This is a genomic window from Streptomyces sp. NPDC020379, assembly GCF_044387105.1.
Classification (GTDB): Bacteria; Actinomycetota; Actinomycetes; order Streptomycetales; family Streptomycetaceae; genus Streptomyces.
Genome location: NZ_JBIRVR010000006.1, coordinates 229,572 through 245,382, shown reverse-complemented (window position 1 = coordinate 245,382; position 15,811 = coordinate 229,572). Strand labels below are relative to the sequence as shown.

The window sequence follows — 15,811 nt, the reverse complement described above, 5'->3', positions numbered from 1 at the left end:
AAACGCCGGACGGGCTGGATTTCCAGCCCGTCCGGCGTTTGAGGACAACGCGCGAAGCGTGTTGCGGGGGTCTGGGGGCTTGCCCCCAGTTTCGGGAAGGGGCGGGGCTGGGGAAGAAAAAGCGCCCCGCCGCCGACGGGTCAGTGCGCCAAGTTCTCTGGGCAACCCGTACCGCGAGGCAGTTTGTAAGGCGAGGCGATCCGATACGTGCCGGCCCGCGGAGCGTAAAGCATCGTCCAGTCATCCTCGGGCTCCCCCTCCCGCGGCTCCTGCACCTGCTTCACCAGGCACCCGTTCACATTGACCGCCGGCTCCCCGTGCGGCCCCGGCTTCGGCGGCTGGACGGCCTTGCCGTCCTTGTCGACGACGCTCAGCCACGGGGAGTACGGGATCCGGATGAGCACCGGGCCCGCGGACTTCACGGTGATCGTGACCTCGTTGGCCTCGACGCGGTCCACGACGGCCGGCGGGTCGGCGAGCGGGGTCGGCGCGTCGACCGCGTAGACCCGCCAGTTGTCGTCGGACCACACCTGCCGCAGGTACGGCTGGCCCTTGACGACGAGCTTGGCCTCCGCCTTGGCGGCGTCGTCGGGCTCGCCGGTGGGCAGCACGACGTAGTGCACGGCCCAGCGGTCGAGCCAGGCGCGGTAGCTGGAGGGGTTGAGCAGGTCGGGCTCGTAGAAGAGCGGGTTGCGCTCGCGGTCCGCCTGCCGGTTCCAGCCGCGGGCCAGGTTGACGTACGGCGCGAGGGCCGACGCCTCGCGGTGGCTGCGGGCGGGCACGACCTCGACGCGCCCGCGGTCGGCGTCCAGCTTGTGCAGCCGGTCGACCAGGGGCGCGAGCTCCCGCGCCCAGGAGGCGGCGGGCGTGGTGTGCATGATGTCGCCGATCGCGCTGGTGGCCTGCCAGATCGTGCAGGTGAGCACGGCGAGGACGAGCGCCGTCCAGCCCCGGGCCGAGCGCAGCAGCTCCGCCCGCGGCGGAACCTTTCGCTCCGTGAGGACGGCGACGAGCACGACCCCGCCGAAGACCATGCCGAGCCGGGAGATGTTCGTGCCGATCTGCGACGGGATCAGCCAGACCAGCAGCACACCGAGGACGTAGAGCGCCGACACCATCCGCACCGTGCGCCACCGCCTGGGCACGAAGACGACCCCGAAGATCCCGCTGAGCAGCGGCAGGATCGCCGAGGGAAAGAACATCGGCTGCTGGCCGGAGAAGGGGAACAGCCAGGCCGACAGGGCGACCACCGCGACCGGCGGCAGCCCCAGCGCGTACGCCGCGGGACGGCGCTTGCCGAGCCACAGCGCGGCCGCCACGATGCCCACGAAGAGACCGGCGACCGGGCTCCCCGCGGTGGCCAGCGCGGCCGCCGCCCCGGCGAGCGCGGCCCGCCCCCACTTGTACCGGCCCTCGTCGCGCCACCGCGCGGGCCACGCGAAGATCGCGGCCACGGCCGCCAGCCCGAACATCATGCCGAGCCCGAACGTCACCCGCCCGGAGATCGCGTTGCCGGTCAGCGCGAGCGCGCCGTAGAGCGCGGGCCACAGGGGCCGCCGCACGGCGCGGCTGCGCACCAGCAGCAGGGCGATCAGCCCGGCGGACACCGTGCCCGCGATCATCATGGTGGGCCGGACGCCGAGCTGGGCCATCAGATACGGCGAGATCGCGCTGTACGAGACGGGGTGCATCCCGCCGTACCAGGAGAGGTTGTACGCCGACGACGGGTGCTGGAGCGCGAACTCCGCCCAGGCGTCCTGGGCGGCCAGGTCCCCGCCGCTGTTGGCGAACACCAGGATCCACAGCACGTGCAGCAGCGCGGCCACGAGGAGCGTGGTGAGCACCGGCCGCGCGGCGAGGGTGCGGGCGGCGTGCAGCAGGCGCTCCCGCACGCTCCCGCCGCCCTGCGGCGGGCGGTCGGGTACCCGTATCCGGGAGGGGGTGTCCTTCTTGCCGGACGGCTCCTCCGGTTTCCCGGCGCGCGTCGGCCCCACGGTGGTCACTGCTGCTCTCCCCGTCTCCCCCGAGGTCTTCCCCCATCTTCACGCTGTCCCGGTTGCCACGGGTAGCGGCACGGCGTTCCGGCCGTACTCAAACCCTCGCGACGCTAGCACGCCGGGCCGAAGCGGCCTTCACCGAGAAAGGGCTCCTGGTCCGTACGCACTCGTACGGACCAGGAGCCTCGCGTTCCCTCTGCCCGGCGACTCAGCCGAGGCGCGTCAGCTTCGCGCCGAAGCCGGGCTCGGCCAGCGGCTTCTGGAGGGCCACCGGCACCTTCACCGCGTTCGGGCCGCTGCCCACGGTCAGCTCGCCGACCTCGGTGCCCGCCTTCGCGGAGTGCGGCACGGGCTTGTCGCCCTTGCCGACGACGAGCTTCGCGGTCATGCCGGGCCAGCCGACACCGGTGAGGTCGCGGGTGGCGACGACCGGGGTCTTCCCGCCCAGGCCGTCGTCGACGTAGCCCACGACATCGCCCTTGCTGACGAGCTTCGCCGAGGTCAGCGCGTTCTGCACGTCCTCGATCATCTTGTAGCTGACCTTCTTGACCAGCTTCAGGCTCATCTCGGCGTTGACGTCGGGACCGCCCTTGAAGTGCTGGGCCATCGTGACGCCGAGGATCAGGTTCTCCTTGCCGTTGATGGTCCGCTTGGCGGCCCACATCAGCGTGCCGCCGGCCGGGGTGGAGGAACCCGTCTTGATGCCGAGGCCGCCCGGCTTGATCAGCAGCTCGTCGTTGTTGTTGTTCAGGTGCTGGCCACCGGCGACGTTGGTGTTGGGCTTGGCCACGATCTCCCGGAAGACGTCGTCCTTCATGACCTCCTCGGCCAGCTTCAGCTGGTCGACGGCCGTGCTCTTGGTCGTCTCGTCCAGGCCGCTGGGGTCGGTGTAGGTCGTGTTGGTCATGCCCAGCGACTTCGCCGCGTCGTTCATCTTCGCGACGAACGCCTCCTTGGACTGGGCGTCCCAGCGGGCCAGCAGGCGGGCCGCGTTGTTGCCCGAGGGGATGAGCAGCATCTGGAGCAGGTCGTACTCCGAGACCTTCTCGCCCTGCTTCAGGGTCACCAGGGACTCGTCCTTGGCGTGCGAGTCCTGCTCGGCCTGCGCGTCGACCGGGATGTCGGGACCCTTGTCGCCCTTCTTGAGCGGGTGACCCTTGAGGATCACGTACGCGGTCATCACCTTGGCGACGCTCGCGGTCGGCGTGGGCGTCTCGTCGCCGTACGTGCCCAGGCTGCCGACCCCGGCGACCTTGGCCGCGGCCTGGCCCTGGTCGGGCCACGGCATGGCGAACTTCTGGCCCTGGAAGGTGTACGTGGCCTTCGCGGAGTCCGTCGTCAGCTTCGGGGCGGGCAGCGGGCGGAACGCCTGCACGACGCAGAAGATGATCGCCAGCAGCGCCACGATCGGCGTGTAGATCTTCACGCGGCGCAGCGTGCTGCGGACCGGGGTGGGCTCCGGCGGCGGCGTGTTCGTCAGCTGCGCGAGCAGGTCCAGCGGCGCGGCGGGCTGCGCGGGCGGGGCGTCCGCCCCGGGCTTCGGGCCGGCCGGCTCCTGCGGCTTCGCCGGCGCCTTCGGATTCGCCTTCGGCGGGGCGGGGGGCGGGGTGACCGTGACGGGTATGGCCGGCTTCCCGGCGGATTTCGCGGGCGCGCCGTCCAGAGACTTCAGCGGCACGAACTGGCTGGTGCGCTCGGAGTCCGACTCGGCCGCGGGCGCCTTCGGCGCCTTCATCAGCGCGGTGGGCTGGTCGTCGGAGCCGCGCTTGGCGGGAGCGGCCTTGACCGCGCCGAAGACGGCGGTGGGCCGGTCGGCGGCGGGCTTGTCGCCCTCGGCCTTCGCGGAACCGTCCTTCTCGGTGCCGGCCTTCTCCGCGCCGTCCTTCGCCTTCGGGCGCACCGCGCCGAAGACGGCGGTGGCCTGGTCGGCCGCGGGCTTGCCGGCGGCCTCGGGCTTGTCCTCGGTGTCGGTCGCCCGGACCCAGCGGGGCTTCTGAGCGCCGTCGCCGGACTTGCCGGAAGCGGCGGCGGGCTTGTCGGCGTCGGCCTGCTCGCCGTCCGCCTTCGGGCGCAGGGTGCCGAAGACGGCGGTGGCGTGGTCGGCGGCGGGCTTACCGGCGCCGTTCCCGTTCGCGGGCTTGCCGGCGTCGGTCTTGTCGCCATCAGCCTTGTCGCCGGCGCCCTTCGGACGCACCGTGCCGAAGACGGCCGTGGCGCGGTCGGCGGGCTTCCCCGAGCCGTTCGCGGGCTTGCCGGCGTCGGCCTCGGCGGCCTCGTCACCGGCGGACTTGTCGGCGTCGGCCTTCGGGCGCAGGGTGCCGAAGACAGCGGTGCCGCGGTCGGCGGCGGGCTCGGGCTTCTTGTCGTCGTCCGCGGGCTCGTCCGCGCCGGCGTCGTCGTCCGTCTCGGCCGCGTCGGCCACCCACGCCGCGACGGCGGCCTTCAGGCGCGCGTCACCGCCGCGCACGGCCGCCTTGCCCGGGTCCTCGCCCGGCGAAACGGGCGGCTTTTCGTCGGAATCCGCGGCCGCCCGCCCGGGGGATTCCTCGGACTTCGAAGGCCGCGCGTCGGACGCGGCGGAGGTTTCCGATTCCCGGAAAACCCCCATCCGCGGGTCGCGCCCACCTTCAGTCGTCTCCCCCGACGACTTCCGCTGCTCCGACTTGTCGGGGGACTCGCCCGCCACCGATGCCTCCTCGAATTCCCACGCCATACACGCCATACACGCCGTCACGGGGCGCGACTGCCCCGCCCCGGACCTTCACAACGCTTACCAGTGTCCTTCGTCGCCGCCTCGCCACCGCGCAACCGCACCGTCAAAGGGCTTCGACTGGCCTCACCGACGTGCTAGACGAGACGACATACCTACCGGTTCCCACCCGAAGCCACCACGCGCTCTCGACAGACCAATGTGAGAGGGGTCACCCTGTCACTCATCCACGCGGGGAGGCATGGATGGGCAGGAGCCGCAGAACAATTCCGGAGGAGCTTCTGCTGCTCGCCCTGGACCCGGCCACGGGTACCACGGCGCAGCCGCAGTCGCTCGACCTCGGTCTCGCCGGGGCACAGCTCGTCGAGCTGGCTCTGGCCGGACGGATAGCCCCAGACGGGGATCGTATCGCCGTGGTGATGCCACGGCCGACAGGAGATCCGACCCTGGACTCCGCACTGGAGCTGCTGCGTCGCCGCGGCAGCCCGGTCCGCGCCGTCCACTGGATCGGCGGGCCCCGGCTGGGGCTGCGTCAGACGTATCTCACGCACCTGGAGCGGTGCGGCATGGTGCATGCCGTGGCGGGCCAGATGTGCGGGGTGCTGCCGACGACCCGTTATCAGGCCACGGACACGGCCATCAGCCGGGAGATCAGGGCCCGGCTGGACAGCGCGATCCGCACCGGCGTGCCGCCGGACCCGCGGACCGCGGCGCTGGCCGCGCTGGCCCACGCGGTGGGTCTGGGCAAGCATCTCTACCCCGGTAACGAGGGGCGGTCGTCCCGCTCCCGGCTCCGGGACCTGATCAGGCACGACCCGATGGGCGGGCTCGTGGCCCACGCCGTCATGGACGTGCAGAACGGCGTCGCCGCACAGCCACGGCGACAGCCGGCCACGGCCGGCGGCGGCAACGGCTCAGGACGCCGCTCGACGTCCGTCCGGGCCGCGGTGGAGCCCTCCGGGGCCTCCGCTCAGCAGGTGGCGCACGGGGCGGGCGTGATGGCCCGCGCGGGCGCTTCCTGAAGCCGGTCCCCCAGCCGGTGAATCGTTAAGCCGCCAGGCAGTCCGGCATCGCGGCGATGCCGCGGCCGGCACCGCCGGCGGCCCCGGTAACACCCCCAGCACGACGCGCAGTACAGCTTCGGCAGTTTTCCGGCACGTATGTGACACACCCTCAGCTCCACCAGCTCCACCGGCCGCACCGCAGTCCTTCGGCCCGGTCCGGGAGCCGCGGAACCGCGCGGGGTGGTGGGCCTGTCGCCCGGGACGGCGGCACGGTCCGCCGCCCCGCGCACGCGTCTGCCGCCCCGCCGCGCCGCCGCACGTCACGGGCCCTTGCCGCGGGTCACCGCCGGTGGACCCTGTGTAGGCCGTTTTCCAGCGCCGCCCGGGCCAGTGGTGGCAGGCTGCGAGGTCAGGAGACAGAGCATGACGGAGCCGGAGGTGCGTCCCGTGGCGTCCAGTGTCAATCCCACCGTTAGGCGACGCCGCTTGGGGCAGGAGCTGCGCAAGCTCCGCGAACTCAAGGGCATGACCGCCGAGGAAGTGGCCGAGCGGCTACTTGTCTCGCAGTCGAAGATCAGCAGGCTGGAGAACGGCCGACGGAGCATCAGCCAGCGTGACGTCCGCGACCTGTGCGGGGTGTACGGGGTCGAGGACCACCGCATCGTCGATTCGCTGATGCAGATGGCGAAGGAGTCGCGCCAGCAAGGCTGGTGGCACGCCTTCGGCGACATCCCCTACAGCGTCTACATCGGCCTGGAGACCGACGCCGCCTCGCTGCGGGTGTACGAGGCGTCGCTGGTGCCGGGCCTGTTGCAGACCCCCAACTACGCGAGCGCGGTGACGGAAGGCTCCTGGCCTGAGGCCACGGCGGCCGACATCGAGCGCCGTGTGCAGGTCCGCATGCGACGCCAGGAGCGCATCACCGACCCCGACAACCCGCTGCGGCTGTGGGCCGTCATCGACGAGTCGGCGCTGCGCCGGATCGTGGGCAGCCGCGCCATCATGCAGGAACAGATGCGCAAACTGGTCGAGTTCAGCATGCAGCCCCACATCACCGTGCAGGTGCTGCCGTACGACGTGGGCGCGCACCCGGGGATGTACGGCAAGTTCTGCATCCTCGAATTCAACGACCCGCAGGACGCCAGCACCGTCTATCTGGAGGGCATCACCAGCGACCTGTATCTGGAGAAGCCGAATGATGTCCAGACCTACAGCGTGATGTATGAGCATTTGCGGATGCAGGCACTCAACGCCGAGAACTCACGGCAGTTCATCGAGCGGGTCGGCGAGGAGTGGGCGGCGGGCTGAGGCTCGAAAGGGCCGCACGGTACACCGCACATCCTGTTTGAGGGAAGAGGCTCCCGGGATATGCCATCCGGTCGAGTGAATGGGCCATTCATCAGCTGATGTTGGCGCGTACCGTCGTCGGCGTCCGGGAAAGCGGTCGGACCACCGGCCTTCCACCCGGGCGATATCGACAGCGACTCACCCAAGGCATGGGAGCAATCATGGCGATCCAGCAGGGAAACACCACGTGGCGTAAGTCTTCGTACTCGCTGGCCAACGGCGACTGCGTGGAGGTCGCCTCCCCCCTCCCCCGGACCATCGCGGTTCGTGACTCCAAGGAGCCGCAGCGTGCGGCGCTGACCTTCGGGCCGGACGCTTGGTCCGCGTTCGTGGCGACCGTCACCTCTGCCGCCTGATCCTTCGGCCGATCCGATTCTCTTCGCAGTCCCGTGCGGAGCCCTCTCATCCTTGCGGCTGAGGGGGCTCGGCCGTTTCTGGGGGCGGGTTCTTCGCGTTCGGGGGTTCGCCTGCGGCGGTGCGGCTGTCGGGTGCGGCCCGGCCGGCGCCTGCGGCGGGCTTTCTCCCCAGCCCCGCCCCTTCCCGGCTGCATGTGATATGCGGCTCCGCCGCGTGGGGGGCTGCGCCCCAGACCCCGCAACACGCTTCGCGCGTTGTCCTCAATCTCCCCCAGCTACCGCTGGGAGGTGCCCCCAACGGGCTGTTGTGCCGACTACGGTCCGCACAATCCGGCCCGTCCGGCGTTTGAGGACGCGGCCGCAGGGCGCTCCCGCCGCAGGCGGCAACGGCGGGTCAGCCGGGGGGCTGGGGCACACGCCCCAGTTCGGGAAGGGGCGGGTAGGGGAAGAAGCCCGCCGCAGGCGCCCACCACCCGCGACCGGGGCCCGGGGCACGCGCCCCAGCCCCCGCCACCCCTACCGCGGATACCGCCCCAGCCAAGCGGACGACTCCGCCGGACCGTGCAAGCTCGCCCCCTGCGTCAGCTCCATCGCGAAGTCGTCCGCCAGTTCAAGGATCGTCGCGCGCCCCTCCAACTCCGCCACCCAAGGCGCCGGCAGAGCCGTCTCGCCGTGCAGAGCACCGAGGAGATTGCCGCACAGGGAGCCCGTGGAGTCGGAGTCCCCGCCGTGGTTGACGGCGAGCAGGAGGCCGTGGCGTACGTCCTCCGCGACCAGCGCGCAGTAGACGCCGATGGCCAGCGCCTCCTCCGCCACCCAGCCCTCGCCCAGGGAGGCGACCCGCTCGGGCGACGGCATCCCCTGCCGCACCGCGCCGAGTGCCTGCTGGAGGGCGCCGCTGGTCTCCTCGTGGCCGGGGTGGGTGGCCAGGACGGCCAGCGCCCGCTGGACCGCGCCGTCCAGGCCGTCGCCGCGCGCCGCGCCGTGCACGATGACAGCGAAGGCACCCGACGCCAGATACCCCGACGGGTGGCCGTGCGTCTGCACGGCGCACTCGGCCGCGAGCTGGAAGACGAGCTCCGGCTCCCAGCCCACCAGCAGCCCGAACGGCGCGGAGCGCATCACCGCGCCGCACCCCTTGGAGCCGGGGTTCTTGGGTGCCTCCAAGGTGCCCATGGTGGTGTCGGCGAGGCCGGACAGGCACGCGTTGCCGGGCGCCCGCCGCGCGTACAGCCACTCCTCGCGCGCCAGCCACCCGGCGTCCGGCTCGCGCTCGTCGGGGCCCCAGGCCCGCTGGGTGGCGGCCCAGCGGAGGTGGGCGCGGTGCACGTCGGTGGGCGGGTGCCAGGCCCCCGTGTCCCGCCGCACGTGGGCCCGTATCAGCCCGTCCACGGTGAAGAGCGTCATCTGGGTGTCGTCGGTGATCGCCCCGCGCCGCCCGTACGCGGGCACGTAGTCGGTGACGCCCTCCGGCCCGTGGGTGGCGCGGATCGCGTCGAGCGAGTCGAACTCGATGCCCGCGCCGAGCGCGTCGCCGATCGCCCCGCCGAGCAGGCAGCCGCGCACCCGGGCGCGGAAGTCCTGCTGCTCCGCTCGGCTCCACAGCGCGGGGGTCGCGCCGGCGGTCGTGGTCACGTCCTGGCCTCCTGGCGTCGCTTCGTCCCGTCCGGTCGGTGCCCGGAGCGGCTACAGCACTCTAATCGAGCCCCTCGCCGGGGCCTTCAGCCCTTGGCGGGCCGGACCGTGGCCATGATCTTGTCGATCTCGGCCTCCGGAAGCGCGTCGGGCACGCCCTGGTCCGCGTAGATGACCCAGCTGTGGAACTTCCCGTCCGGCAGCTTCTCCACGATGCTCTTGGAGATCGCGGTGGCCGGAACGCAGGTGCTCGGGCGGTTGGTCACGGTCACCCTGGCCGTCGCCGTCCAGCCGTCGATGCCGTTGCGCTTCCACGGCTTGGCCTCGGACACCTCGATCCTCGGCTTGTTCGTCTTGCCGCCGTAGGCGAAGAAGCCCCAGTTACCCGCCCAGTTCCGGGCGTTCTCCTGGATGCTCAGCGACGGGTCGCCGCCCATGGTGCCGACCGTGGCGAGCTGGCCCTTGCCCGCCTCGCCGAGTGCCTTGGGGTTGGCGCTGGAGGAGCAGCCGCCCTCGCGGAAGTGGGCCACGTCGCGCATCGTGATCTCCGGCTTGCCGGACGCGTCGACGTACGACGTCATGGTGTCCCGCGGCAGGAGGTTCCACTGCGCGTCCTTGCCCGGCACGTCGTACCGGAAGCGGTACTCCCTGGCGGTCTGCGTCTGCCAGCCGGCGACCATCGGCTGCGCGCCCGAGGGGGCCGGGCTGTCGCCGCCCGTGGGCTTCTCGCCCTTCTTGGCGCCCGGGTCGGGGGCGATGACGCTCCGCCCCTTGTCGTCCTTCTTGGCCTCGTCGCTCTTCTTGTCGTCCTTCAGCAGGAAGAACGCGCCACCGCCGACGACGGCCAGCGTCACGACGCCGCCGACGACGGCGAGCAGGGTCTTATTGCTCTTCCCCTGCGGCGCGGGCGCGGGCGGGGGCGGCTGCATGCCGTACGGGGACGGCGGCCGCATGCCCGGCGGAGGCGGCGGCTGCGTCCCGGGCGGCGGGGGCGGCTGCGTGCCCGGTCGAGGCGGCGGGGGCACGGCCGGCTGCGCGAAGACGGTCGGCTGCGCGTGCAGCCCGCCGCCGGGCGGCGGCGCCACGGCGGGCTGATCGACGGCCGTGGCCTCCGGGTACCGCTGAGATTGGTGGGGCTGCTGGGGATTCTGAGGCCAGGACATGCGCGTAACTTTATGCAGCGGACGTCGCTGATCCATTGAGGCGAATCAACAGATCAGCAACGTTCGCGACAGGGCGCGGTGCCCTAATCCTCCAGAACCGGCAGCAATTCCGGCAGGTGGCCGTCCGACGTCGCCGCCGCCGCCAGCCGTTCCCGCGGCACCTCGCCGTAGAGCGTCGTGCGCGCGCGTGCCGGGCGGCCCGCCGCCTCCGCTATCGCGACCAGGTCCTGGACAGAGCGGTACGAACCGTAAGAAGAGCCCGCCATGCGGGAGATGGTCTCCTCCATCAGCGTGCCGCCCAGGTCGTTCGCCCCGGAGCGCAGCATCTCCGCCGCGCCGTCGGCACCCAGTTTGACCCAGCTCGTCTGGATGTTGGTGATGTGCGGGTGCAGCAGCACCCGGGCCATCGCCGTGACCGCCCGGTTGTCGCGCATCGTCGGGCCGGGGCGGGCGATGCCCGCGAGGTAGACGGGGGCGTTGGTGTGGATGAAGGGCAGGGTCACGAACTCCGTGAATCCGCCCGTCTCCTGCTGGATGCGCGCGAGCGTCCGGAAGTGGCCGAGCCAGTGCCGGGGCTGGTCCACATGCCCGTACATCATCGTGGACGAGGACCGGATGCCCACCTCGTGTGCCGTCCTCACGACGTCGATCCACGTCGCGGTGGGCAGCTTGCCCTTGGTGAGGACCCAGCGGACCTCGTCGTCGAGGATCTCGGCGGCCGTGCCGGGGATGGTGTCGAGCCCGGCCTCCTTGGCGGCGGTCAGCCACTCGCGGACGGACATGCCCGTGCGCGTCGCGCCGTTGACGACCTCCATCGGCGAGAAGGCGTGGACGTGCATGCCGGGGACGCGCTCCTTCACCGCGCGCGCGATGTCGAAGTAGGCCGTGCCCGGCAGGTCCGGGTGGATGCCGCCCTGCATGCAGACCTCGACCGCGCCCACGTCCCACGCCTGCTGGGCCCGGTCGGCGACCTGCGACAGGGACAGGGTGTAGGCGTCGGCGTCCGTGCGGCGCTGGGCGAACGCGCAGAAACGGCAGCCGGTGTAGCAGACGTTGGTGAAGTTGATGTTGCGCGTGACGATGTACGTGACGTCGTCACCGACCGTCGCCCGGCGCAGTTCGTCGGCGATGCGGCACAGCGCGTCGAGGGCGGGGCCGTCGGCGTGCAGCAGGGCGAGCGCCTCGGAGTCCGTGAGCTTGGTGGGGTCGTCGGCGGCCCGGGACAGGGCGGCGCGCACGTCGCCGTCGATGCGGGAGGGCACCATGCCGGGGGCGGCGGCCTCGCGCAGCGCCTCCCAGTCGCCGTACACCTCGTCGAAGTCCTCGCGCCGGTCGCCGGTCCGGCCCTCCTGGTCGATGGCGCGGTGCAGGTCCGTACGGCCCGCGGCGACGAAGACGTCCTCCGGCTCCTGCCAGGGGTGGCCCTCCACCACGGCGTCCTCGCGGGCCAGGCCCGTCTCCGGGTCGGCGAGCGCGCGGACGTGCGGCAGCAGCCGGGGGTCCAGCCAGGGCTCGCCGCGCCGCACGAACTCGGGGTAGACGGCGAGACGTTCCTTCAGTTCGAAGCCCGCGGCGGCCGAGCGCTCGGCCAGCTCCTCGATCTGCGGCCAGGGGCGCTCGGGGTTGACGTGGTCGGGGGTGAGCGGCGAGACGCCGCCCCAGTCGTCGATGCCCGCGCCGATGAGCCGCGCGTATTCGTCGTCCACGAGGTTGGGCGGCGCCTGGAGGCAGGCGGTCGGGCCCATGATGTGCCGGGCGACGGCGACGGTGGCGACCAGGTCGTCCAGCTCCGCGTCCGGCATGCCGCGCATCGCCGTGTCCGGCTTGGCGCGGAAGTTCTGCATGATGAGTTCCTGGATGCCGTGGTAGGCGCGGGAGACGCGGCGCAGCGCGAACAGCGACTCCGCGCGCTCCTCAGGCGTCTCCCCGATGCCCAGCAGCAGCCCGCTGGTGAAGGGCACGGAGCTGCGTCCGGCGTCCTCCAGGACGCGCAGCCGGACGGCCGGTTCCTTGTCGGGCGAGCCGTAGTGCGGGCCGCCGGGCTCGCTCCACAGCCGCTCGGCCGTGGTCTCCAGCATCATCCCCATCGAGGGGGAGACCGGCTTGAGCCGCTGGAAGTCCGTCCAGGTCATGACGCCCGGGTTGAGGTGGGGCAGCAGCCCGGTCTCCTCCAGGATGCGGATCGCCATGGCGCGGACGTACGCGATGGTGTCGTCGTACCCCTCGGCCTCCAGCCACTCGCGTGCCTCGGGCCAGCGGTCCTCGGGCTTGTCCCCGAGGGTGATCAGCGCTTCCTTGCAGCCGAGCTCGGCGCCGCGCCGGGCGATGGCCAGCACCTCGTCGGGCGACATGAACATCCCGTGGCCCGCGCGGCGCAGCTTGCCCGGCACGGTGGCGAAGGTGCAGTAGTGGCACTTGTCGCGGCACAGGCGGGTGAGCGGGATGAAGACGCTCTTGGAGTACGTGATGACACCGGGCCGCCCGGCGGCTTCCAGCCCGGCGTCGCGCACGCGCGCGGCGGACGCGCACAGGTCGTCGAGATCCGCGCCGCGTGCCTGCAACAGCACGGCGGCCTCGCTCACGTCCAGCGCCACCCCGTCGCGTGCGCGCCTGAGCGCCCGCCGCATGGCGTTGGCGGTGGGTCCTGCCTGCGAGTTTTCGTGGGCACGGGAAGTCATTGTCCGAGCCTATGCGACGGGGTCGCGGGCGGCTCTGGGGCACCGTCAGTAACCCCCACGGGGTCTGTGTCCGCGGGTACGGCTCCGCCGCTGGGCGCCTGCGGCGGGCTTTTTCCCCAGCCCCGCCCCTTCCCGAAACTGGGGGTGATCCCCCAGACCCCCAGCAACACGGCTTCGCCGCGTTGTCCTCAAACGCCGGACGGGCTGGATTTCCAGCCCGTCCGGCGTTTGAGGACGCGGCCGCAGGCCGCTGGGGTCCGGGGTCTCCCCGGTTTCGGGAAGGGGCGGGGCTGGGGAAAAGCGACCGGTCACAGAAAATCCGCATGCGCGTCCAGCGCCCGAAGCACCTCCCCCTCCCCCGCCGACGGCAGCCCCACCACGACCTCCCGCAACCCCAACTCCGCGAAATGCGAAAGCTTCCCCGCCGACGGCCGCACCGCGTACGGCACGACCTCCGGCTCGCCCAGCCGCCCGGCCTCCTCCCACGCCGCCCGCAGCTGCGGGATCGCGTCCCGCAGGCCGCTGCCGCCCACCGGCAGCCAGCCGTCCGCGTACTCCGCGATGTGCGCGAAAAGCTTCGGGCCGGCCGCGCCGCCGATGAGGATCCGGGGGCCGACCAGCGGCTCACCGCCCTTCCGGGCGCGCGGCGGGCGCACCGGCTTGGGGTGGGCCCAGCTCGCGCGTACGGAGCCGAACTCTCCCTCGTACGCGGTCGGTTCGTCCGCCCACAGGGCCCGCATCAGCGCCATCCGGTCGCGGACCAGCTCGCGCCGCCGCGCCCAGGGCACGCCGTGGTCGGCGGCCTCCTCCACGTTCCAGCCGAAGCCGATGCCGAGCGTGAAGCGGCCGCCGCTGACGTGGTCGAGGGTGGCGGCCTGCTTCGCGAGGTGGACCGGGTCGTGCTGGGCGACGAGCGCCACGCCCGTGCCGAGCGTGATCCGCTCGGTGACCGCCGCCGCCTGGCCGAGCGCCACGATCGGGTCGAGCGCGCGGCCGTACTCGCGCGGCAGCGGGCCGCCCATCGGCGCGGGGGTGTCGCGGCTGACGGGGATGTGCGTGTGTTCGGGGAGGTAGAGCCCGTCGAAGCCGCGCTGTTCCAGCTCGCGCGCGAGCCGGACGGGGCTGATCGTCTCGTCGGTGAGAAAGACCGTGGTGGCAATCCGCATCCGGGGCACCTCCGTCGGGGCTGTGGCTGGCGCGGGGTGACGTGGGTCACCCCCGGGTTCCGGCTGTCACCGTATGCCCAACGGAGCGTCAGGGGGGCCGACCGGGCGGTCGCGCCATGCGACTGTCGTAATCCCGCCTTACCCGTACGGCCCTCCCGGGGCCCGACGAGCCCGCCCGGGACCGTCCGCGGACCGCAATCCACCCGCCCGCGCCCGTTCCCCCGCGCGCCACCCGGGCGTACAACGGTGTCCCTGGCGGCCCTCCCTTCCAGCCGGAGGCACAGATGCGCAGACGTGAACTGCTGAGGATCACCGCGGGCGCCGCGGGCGCGCTCACGCTCGAAGGCGTGACGTTCGCCCACGCCGACGCGCGGACCGGCGGCGAGGAGTCCCGCAAGGTCACCGGCCGGCTGCCGACCGGTGCGCCGGACTACGTCTACCTCCCGGTGGAGGTGCCGGACGGCGTCCGGGAGCTGGCCGTGTCCTACACCTACGACCGGCCGGCCGTCCCGTCCGGCACCCAGGGCAACGCCTGTGACATCGGCGTCTTCGACGAGCGCGGCACGGAGCTGGGCGGGCGCGGCTTCCGGGGCTGGTCGGGCGGGGCGCGTACGGAGTTCGCGATCAGCGCCGAGCGGGCGACGCCCGGCTATCTCGCGGGTCCCGTGCGGGCCGGGACCTGGCATGTGGTCCTCGGGCCCTACACGGTCGCGCCACAGGGCCTGGCGTACGAGGTCACGGTGACCCTCCGCTACGGCCCGGCGGGCCGTACGCCAGCCCCGGTGCACCCGCCGCAGCGGGCGAAGGGGCGGGGGCGTGCGTGGTACCGCGGGGACAACCACCTGCACAGCGTCCACTCCGACGGCAAGCGCACCCCCGCCGAGATCGCGGCCGCGGCGCGCGCCGCCGGGCTGGACTGGATCACGACGACCGAGCACAACACGACGTCCGCGCACGGCGCGTGGGAGGGGCTGTGGGGTGACGACCTGCTGATCCTCACCGGCGAGGAGATCACCACGCGCAACGGCCACGTGGTGGCCCTCGGCACCGACCCCGGCGTCTTCCTCGACTGGCGCTACCGCGCCCGGGACCACGCCTTCGGCCGCTTCGCGCGTGCCATCCGCCGGGCGGGCGGCCTGGTCGTCCCCGCCCATCCGCACGCGACGTGCGTCGGCTGCGGCTGGAAGTTCGGCTTCGCCGACGCCGACGCGGTGGAGGTGTGGAACGGCCCGTTCACCCCGGACGACGAGATCGCGATCGCCGAGTGGGACAACACGCTCGTCGCCTCCGTGCGCCAGGGCGGACCCTGGCTGCCCGCCATGGGCAACAGCGACGCCCACCGCGAGCCTCAGGTCGTCGGCCTGCCGCAGACGGTCGTGCTCGCCGACGACCTCTCCCGCCCCGCGCTCCAGGAGGCCATCCGCTCCGGCCGCAGCTGGATCGCGGAATCCTCGGCGGTGAAGCTGTCGTTCACGGCGACGGGCGACCGGGGCGCGCACGCGGGCATCGGCGAACGGCTGCGCGTGGACGCCGGTTCGCCGGTCGTGGTGCGGCTGGAGGTGACCGGCGCCCCGGGCTGCACGGCGAGCTTCGTGACGGACCAGGGGCAGCTCTTCACCGCGCCCGTCCCGCCCGACGGCCGCGTCGAGTGGCGGACGACGCCGTCGTACGCGGCGTACGCGCGGGCCGAGGTCCGGCACGCGTCGGGGGACATGGCGGCGATGACGAACCCCGTCTTCCTGGGCCACGAGTGAT

At 72.6% G+C, this 15,811-nt stretch carries 10 protein-coding genes; 4 read left to right on the top strand and 6 right to left on the bottom strand.

Going from position 1 to position 15,811, the window contains the following annotated elements:
• Positions 1–140: 140 nt before the first annotated feature.
• Both ACH427_RS10840 and ACH427_RS10835 read right to left on the bottom strand, forming a co-directional pair.
• Positions 141–2,003 carry an MFS transporter gene (locus ACH427_RS10840; protein WP_398869085.1) on the bottom strand — a complete coding sequence of 621 codons (1,863 nt, stop codon included), beginning with the start codon at positions 2,001–2,003 and terminating at the stop codon, positions 141–143.
• Between the two features lie 202 nt (positions 2,004–2,205).
• Entirely contained in the window at positions 2,206–4,710 is a 2,505-nt protein-coding gene (locus tag ACH427_RS10835; protein ID WP_398869084.1) for a serine hydrolase, read from the bottom strand.
• 242 nt (positions 4,711–4,952) lie between these two features.
• Here ACH427_RS10835 and ACH427_RS10830 point away from each other — a divergent pair, with 242 nt between their 5' ends.
• The 3 genes from ACH427_RS10830 to ACH427_RS10820 all read left to right on the top strand — a co-directional run bounded on the left by ACH427_RS10830 (position 4,953) and on the right by ACH427_RS10820 (position 7,414).
• Positions 4,953–5,729, top strand: a complete 777-nt coding sequence (locus ACH427_RS10830; RefSeq protein ID WP_398869083.1) for a GPP34 family phosphoprotein — start codon at positions 4,953–4,955, stop codon at positions 5,727–5,729.
• 429 nt (positions 5,730–6,158) lie between these two features.
• Positions 6,159–7,019, top strand: coding sequence for a helix-turn-helix domain-containing protein (locus tag ACH427_RS10825; protein WP_398869187.1), 861 nt, complete (start codon positions 6,159–6,161; stop codon positions 7,017–7,019).
• A 200-nt stretch (positions 7,020–7,219) separates the two neighbouring features.
• Positions 7,220–7,414: a DUF397 domain-containing protein gene (locus ACH427_RS10820; RefSeq protein ID WP_398869082.1), complete on the top strand. Its 195-nt coding sequence runs from the start codon at positions 7,220–7,222 to the stop codon at positions 7,412–7,414.
• A gap of 516 nt (positions 7,415–7,930) precedes the next feature.
• Here the strand turns inward: ACH427_RS10820 and ACH427_RS10815 are convergent.
• From ACH427_RS10815 to ACH427_RS10800, 4 genes are all read right to left on the bottom strand, one after another.
• Positions 7,931–9,049, bottom strand: coding sequence for an ADP-ribosylglycohydrolase family protein (locus ACH427_RS10815; protein ID WP_398869081.1), 1,119 nt, complete (start codon positions 9,047–9,049; stop codon positions 7,931–7,933).
• A gap of 86 nt (positions 9,050–9,135) precedes the next feature.
• Positions 9,136–10,212, bottom strand: coding sequence for a hypothetical protein (locus ACH427_RS10810; RefSeq protein ID WP_398869080.1), 1,077 nt, complete (start codon positions 10,210–10,212; stop codon positions 9,136–9,138).
• Between the two features lie 83 nt (positions 10,213–10,295).
• Entirely contained in the window at positions 10,296–12,890 is a 2,595-nt protein-coding gene (locus ACH427_RS10805; protein WP_398869079.1) for a bifunctional FO biosynthesis protein CofGH, read from the bottom strand.
• A gap of 308 nt (positions 12,891–13,198) precedes the next feature.
• On the bottom strand, positions 13,199–14,056 hold the full coding sequence (locus ACH427_RS10800; protein WP_398869078.1) for an LLM class F420-dependent oxidoreductase: 858 nt from the start codon (positions 14,054–14,056) through the stop codon (positions 13,199–13,201).
• Between the two features lie 284 nt (positions 14,057–14,340).
• Here ACH427_RS10800 and ACH427_RS10795 point away from each other — a divergent pair, with 284 nt between their 5' ends.
• A complete protein-coding gene (locus ACH427_RS10795) occupies positions 14,341–15,810 on the top strand; it encodes a CehA/McbA family metallohydrolase (RefSeq protein ID WP_398869077.1) in 1,470 nt (489 codons plus the stop codon).
• Position 15,811: the final 1 nt, after the last annotated feature.

Bases quoted from the DNA above. Each gene is read 5' to 3' on its own strand.
- ACH427_RS10830 (WP_398869083.1), top strand. From the start codon at position 4,953: ATGGGCAGGAGCCGCAGAACAATTCCGGAGGAGCTTCTGCTGCTCGCC.
- ACH427_RS10820 (WP_398869082.1), top strand. From the start codon at position 7,220: ATGGCGATCCAGCAGGGAAACACCACGTGGCGTAAGTCTTCGTACTCG.
- ACH427_RS10800 (WP_398869078.1), bottom strand. From the start codon at position 14,056: ATGCGGATTGCCACCACGGTCTTTCTCACCGACGAGACGATCAGCCCC.
- ACH427_RS10835 (WP_398869084.1), bottom strand. From the start codon at position 4,710: ATGGCGTGGGAATTCGAGGAGGCATCGGTGGCGGGCGAGTCCCCCGAC.
- ACH427_RS10810 (WP_398869080.1), bottom strand. From the start codon at position 10,212: ATGTCCTGGCCTCAGAATCCCCAGCAGCCCCACCAATCTCAGCGGTAC.
- ACH427_RS10795 (WP_398869077.1), top strand. From the start codon at position 14,341: ATGCGCAGACGTGAACTGCTGAGGATCACCGCGGGCGCCGCGGGCGCG.
- ACH427_RS10805 (WP_398869079.1), bottom strand. From the start codon at position 12,890: ATGACTTCCCGTGCCCACGAAAACTCGCAGGCAGGACCCACCGCCAAC.